The following is a 5,652-nucleotide window of genomic DNA, read 5'->3' as shown; positions in this document are numbered from 1 at the left end:
GTCGTCCTGACCGGAGTAGCGGTGCAGGAGCGTCTGGAAGCCCGCCAGCAGCACCATGAAGAGGGTGGCGTGGTGCTCGTGGGCGAGTGCTTCGAGCTGCTCGGACAGCTCGGGTGGGAGGGTGAAGGAATGCGCCGCCCCATTGGAGGTCTGGACGGGGGGGCGGGGCCGGTCGGTGGGCAGCTCCAGTGCGGGTGGCGCCCCGGCGAGCTGCTGCTTCCAGTAGTCGAGCCAGGCGTCGAGCACCTCGCCTCGCAGCCAGCCTCGCTGCCACACGGAGTAGTCGGCGTACTGGATGGGGAGGGGCGGGAGGCGAGGCGCTTCACCGGAGAGGGCGGCCTCGTACAGCGCGCCCAGCTCGCGGACGAGCACGCTCATGGACCAGCCATCGGAGACGATGTGGTGCATCGTCAGCAGCAGCACGTGCTCGGAGTCCTGGAGGCGCAGCAGCGTGGCGCGCAGGAGCGGTCCCCGGGCGAGGTCGAAGGGCTCCGCGGCCTCGGTGGTGGCGAGACGATGGGCCTCGGCCTCGCGCTTTTCGTCGGGCAGGGTGCTCAGGTCCACCAGTGGCAGCGGGGCCTGGGCCGGGGCGTGGATGAGCTGCACGGCCTCGCCGTCCTGCATGGCGAAGGTGGTGCGCAGTGACTCGTGACGTTCGATGAGCGCGTGGAGGGCTCGCTCCAGTGCGGCGATGTCCAGGGCGCCGGAGAGACGTACGGCGGAGGGCAGGTTGTAGGCGGCACTGCCGGGCTCGAGCTGGTCGATGAACCACAGGCGCTGCTGGGCGAAGGAGAGGGGCAGGGCCCGGTCACGAGGCACGGGCTGCAGGGGCGGAGCCTGGTGGCGTGGTGCGCCGCCGCCCTGGAGCGAGGTGATGCGCTGGGCGAGGCCCGCGAGGGTGGGGGCCTCGAAGACGGCGCGCAGGGGCAGCTCGACTTTGAAGGTGGCGCGGATGCGCGAGACGAGCTGCGTGGCCAGCAGCGAGTGCCCTCCCAACGTGAAGAAGCTGTCGTCCATGCCCACGCGCTCGACGCGCAGCAGGTTGCGCCAGAGGATGGCCAGCTCCTGCTGCACGGGCGTGGAAGGCGGGCGGAAGACCTCACCGCCGCTGGCATGGGTAGGCGGCAGGGCCTCGCGGTCCAGCAATCTGCTGGGGGTGCGTGGCAGGGCCTCCAGGGTACCGTCGGCCTTCCAGCGCACCCTGTCACCGGTGCGGTACAGGCGCGCGCCGGGCACGCCGCTGAGGGCGTCCGGCACGAAGCGCTCGGCGGTGAGATGGGGCTGGTGCGGAGGGGCTTGCGCCAGTCCCACGCCACCCAGGTACAGCTCACCCGGCACTCCGGTGGGGACAGGCTGCATCCACGTGTCCAGCACGTAGGCGCGGGTGTTGGCCACGGCTTCCAGCCCGGACAGCGCGCCCTCCACGCGCGACGTCGCGTCGACGGTGCTCTCGGTGGGACGGGCGATGAGGTCGTGGACGCGGCTTCCATCCGTGAACTTCACGGCGGTGCCGTTCCACTCCACGAGGAGGCGGCGCTGCTCGGCCTCGTCCATCAGCGGCAGCGAGGAGACGGGCAGCTCCGGGTGGGCCACGGCCGCGCGCAGCAGGACGTGCAGGTGCTCCACCATGCGCGCCGCGGTGGCCGCATCGAACAGGTCGGTGGCGTACTGGAGCGAGCCCGTGAAGCCCTCCGGCGTCTCCGTCAGACCGAGGTCCAGGTCGAACTTGGCGGGGACGTCCTCCAGCTCGAGCGTCCGCAAGCGCAACTCCGGCAGCTCCAGTGTCCCCGCCGGTGTGTTCTGGACGGAGAACATCACCTGGAACAGCGGCGAGTAGCTGAGGCTGCGCTCGGGTCGAAGCTCCTCGACGAGCTTCTCGAAGGGCACGTCCTGGTGCTCGTAGGCGCCCAGGGTGGTCTCGCGGACCTGCTGGAGCAGCGAGAGGAACGAGCCTCGCGGCGCGATGCGTGCGCGCAGGACCAGGGTGTTGACGAAGAAGCCGATGAGGCCCTCCGTCTCCGAGCGGGTGCGTCCCGCGATGGGTGAGCCGACGACGATGTCGTCCTGCCCCGAGTAGCGGTGCAGCAGCACCTGGAACGCCGCCAGCAGCAGCATGAACGGTGTCACGCCGTGCCGCTGGCACGCGGCCAGCAGGGCATCGGAGAGGTCGCGGGAGAGGGCGACGGGAACGAACGAGCCCCGGAAGGACTGGGTGGCGGGACGCGGCCTGTCGGTGGGCAGCTCCAGCAGTGCGGGAGCTCCGGAGAGCTGCCGCTTCCAGTAGCCGAGCCACGCTTCCAGCACCTCGCCGCGCAGCCAGTCGCGCTGCCACGCGGCGTAGTCGGCGTACTGCACCGGCAGCGCCGGCAGGGAGGGCGAGGTGCCGGAGACCTCCGCCTGGTACATCGCGGCCAGCTCGCGCACCAGCACGCCGGTGGACCAGCCGTCGGAGACGATGTGGTGCATCGTCAGCAGCAGGACGTGCTCGGAGCCCTGGAGGCGCAGCAGCGTGGTGCGCAGGAGCGGTCCCCGGGCGAGGTCGAAGGGGCGCCGGGCCTCTTCGCTGAACGCGCGCCGGGCCTCGGCCTCGCGCCTTTCGTCGGGCAGGGGGCTCAGGTCCACCAGCGGCAACGGGGCCTGGGCCGGGGCGTGGATGAGCTGCACGGCCTCGCCGTCCTGGGTGGCGAAGGTGGTGCGCAGCGACTCGTGACGCGCGATGAGCGCGTGGAGGGCCCGCTCCAGTGCGGCGATGTCCAGGGCGCCGGAGAGACGCACGGCGGTGGGCATGTTGTAGGCGGCGCTACCGGGCTCGAGCTGGTCGATGAACCACAGGCGCTGCTGGGCGAAGGAGAGGGGCAGGGCCCGGTCGCGAGGCACGGGCCGCAGGGGCGGAGCCTGGTGGCGGGGTGCGCCGCCGCCCTGGAGCGCGGTGATGCGCTGGGCAAGGCCGGCGAGGGTGGGGCTCTCGAAGACGGCGCGCAGGGGCAGCTCGACGCCGAAGGTGGCGCGGATGCGGGAGACGAGCTGCGTGGCCAGCAGCGAGTGGCCGCCGAGGGCGAAGAAGCTGTCGTCGACACCGACGCGCTCCACGCGTAGCAGCGCGGCCATGAGGCCGGCGAGCTGGTTCTCGGTGGGCATGCGCGGAGCGAGGTAACCGCCGGAGGTGGCGCCCGCGTCCGGAGGAGGCAGGGCCTTGCGGTCCAGCTTTCCATTGGGTGTGAGTGGCAGGGCCTCCAGGGTGACGAAGGCGGAGGGCACCATGTACTCGGGCAGGTGCTTCAGGAGCGCGGAGCGAAGCGCGGCGGACTCGGGCGGCTGGCCCGGGGCGGGGACGACGTAGCCGACGAGGCGCTGGTTGCCGGGCACGTCCTCGCGCACGAGGACGGTGGCGTCGCGCACGCCGGGCTGCTGCTTGAGAGCGGCTTCGATTTCGCCCAGCTCGATGCGCTGACCGCGCAGCTTCACCTGGAAGTCGATGCGGCCCAGGTACTCCAGCGTGCCGTCGGCCTTCCAGCGCACCTTGTCACCGGTGCGGTACAGGCGCGCGCCGGCCTGCCCGCTGAGGGAGTCCGGCACGAATCGCTCCGCGGTGAGGTGGGGCCGCTGCAGGTAGCCCTGCGCGAGCTGCACGCCGCCCAGGTACAGCTCGCCGGGGATGCCCGTGGGCATCGGCTGCATGCGCGCGTCCAGCACGTAGGCGCGGGTGTTGGCCACGGGGCGGCCGATGGGAACGGTGACACCGGACTCCTCGCCCGAGGCCTCGGCGGAGGTGGAGTCGATGGTCACCTCCGTGGGGCCGTAGAGGTTGACCAGCCGGACCTCGGGCAGGACCGCGCGCAGCCGCGGGCCCAGCTCGGAGGCCAGGGCCTCGCCGCCGCAGAACAGCCAGCGCAGGTGCGTGGCGCGGCGCAGGTACTCCTCCTCCAGGAGGAAGCGGAGCATGGAGGGCACGACCTGGAGGACGGTGACGCGCTGGCGCACCACGCAGGCCAGCAGGGCCGCGGGGTCGCGGTGGGCCTCGGGCGGCGCGAGGACGAGCGGAGCGCCCACCAGCAGCGGAGCCCAGCACTCCCAGACGGAGGCGTCGAAGCTCAGCGGCGTCTTCTGAATCACCCGGTCCCTGGCGGAGATTCCGAAGGTGGAGAGCAGCCAGGCCATGTGGTTGGCCAGGGCGCGGTGGGAGATGACGGTGCCCTTGGGCTGGCCGGTGCTGCCCGACGTGAAGATGACGTAGGCGGCGCTCTCTGGCGCGACGCGAATGCTCGGCTCGCTCACCCCGTCGACGGAGCCCCAGCCGGAGTCGAGGCAGACGACGGTGGGGCCCTCGGGGAGCAGGCCGCGCAGGTGCTGCTGGGTGACGAGCACGGGGGCGGCGGTGTCCTGGAGCATGAAGGCCAGGCGCTCACGGGGGTAGGCCGGGTCCAGGGGGACGTAGGCGCCGCCGGCCTTGAGGATGCCGAGCAATGCGACGGGCAGCTCCAGCGAGCGCTCCATGCACAGCGCGACGAGGGAGCCGGGGCGCACACCGAGCCGCCGCAGGTGGGAGGCGAGCTGGGTGGAGCGCGCCTCCAGTTGCGCGTAGGTGAGCGAGCCCGAGTCGGAGACGGCGGCGAGGGCGTCGGGCGTGCGCGCGGCCTGAGCGGAGATGCGGTCGTGGACGCAGCCTCCGTCCGTGAACTCCACGGTGGTGTCGTTCCACTCCACGAGGAGGCGGTGCTGTTCGGCCTCGTCCATCAGCGGCAGCGCGGACAGCGGCTGTTCGGGGTGGGCCGTCGCGGCGCGCAGCAGGGTGCGCAGGTGCTCCACCATGCGCGCCACGGTGGCGGCGTCGAACAGGTCGGTGGCGTACTGGAGCGCGCCCACGAAGCCGCCCGGTGTCTCTCTCAGGCTGAGGTCCAGGTCGAACTTGGCGGGGATGTCCTCCAGCTCGAGCGCCCGCAGCCGCAGCCCCGGCAGCTCCAGCGCCCCCATGGGGGTGTTCTGCAAGGAGAACATCACCTGGAACAGCGGCGAGTAGCTGAGGCTGCGCTCGGGCTTGAGCTCCTCGACGAGCTTCTCGAAGGGCACGTCCTGGTGCTCATAGGCGCCCAGGGTGGTCTCCTTCACCCGCGCCAGCAGGCTGGAGAAGGAGTCTCGCGACACGATGTGGGTGCGCAGGACCAGGGTGTTGACGAAGAAGCCGATGAGGCCCTCGGTCTCCCCTCGGGTACGGCCCGCGATGGGCGAGCCGACGGTGATGTCGTCCTGGCTCGAGTACCGGTAGAGCAGCGTCTGGAAGGCCGCCAGCAGCGTCATGAACGGCGTCACGCCGTGCCGCTGCGACAGGGCCTTGATGGATTCTGAGAGGTCCGCCGGGAGGACGACGGGCTGGCGCGCGCCGCGGCGGGACTGCACGGCGGGGCGCGGCCTGTCGGTGGGCAGCTCCAGCAGCGCGGGGGCGCCGGAGAGCTGGTGCCTCCAGTAGTCCAGCCTCACCTTCAGCGCTGCATCCTTCAGCCACTGGAGCTGCCACGCCGCGTAGTCGGCGTACTGCACGGGCAGCGGCGGCAAACGGGCTTCGGTGCCCGTTGCGTTTGCCGCGTAGAGGATGCCCATCTCCCGGACGAGGACGCCCATGGACCAGCCGTCGGAGACGATGTGGTGCATCGTGAG

1 protein-coding gene is annotated in these 5,652 nt (G+C 71.8%); it reads right to left on the bottom strand.

All coding sequences use genetic code 11. The features are described 5' to 3' along the window. Positions 1-5,652, bottom strand: a 5,652-nt coding sequence (locus K8638_RS43850; RefSeq protein ID WP_223760754.1) for a non-ribosomal peptide synthetase, incomplete at both ends; no start/stop codon positions are given.

The organism is Myxococcus sp. RHSTA-1-4, assembly GCF_020037125.1.
Taxonomy (GTDB): Bacteria; Myxococcota; Myxococcia; order Myxococcales; family Myxococcaceae; genus Myxococcus.
Note: the sequence above shows the minus strand (reverse complement) of the source record. Positions and strands in the feature narration are given on the sequence as shown.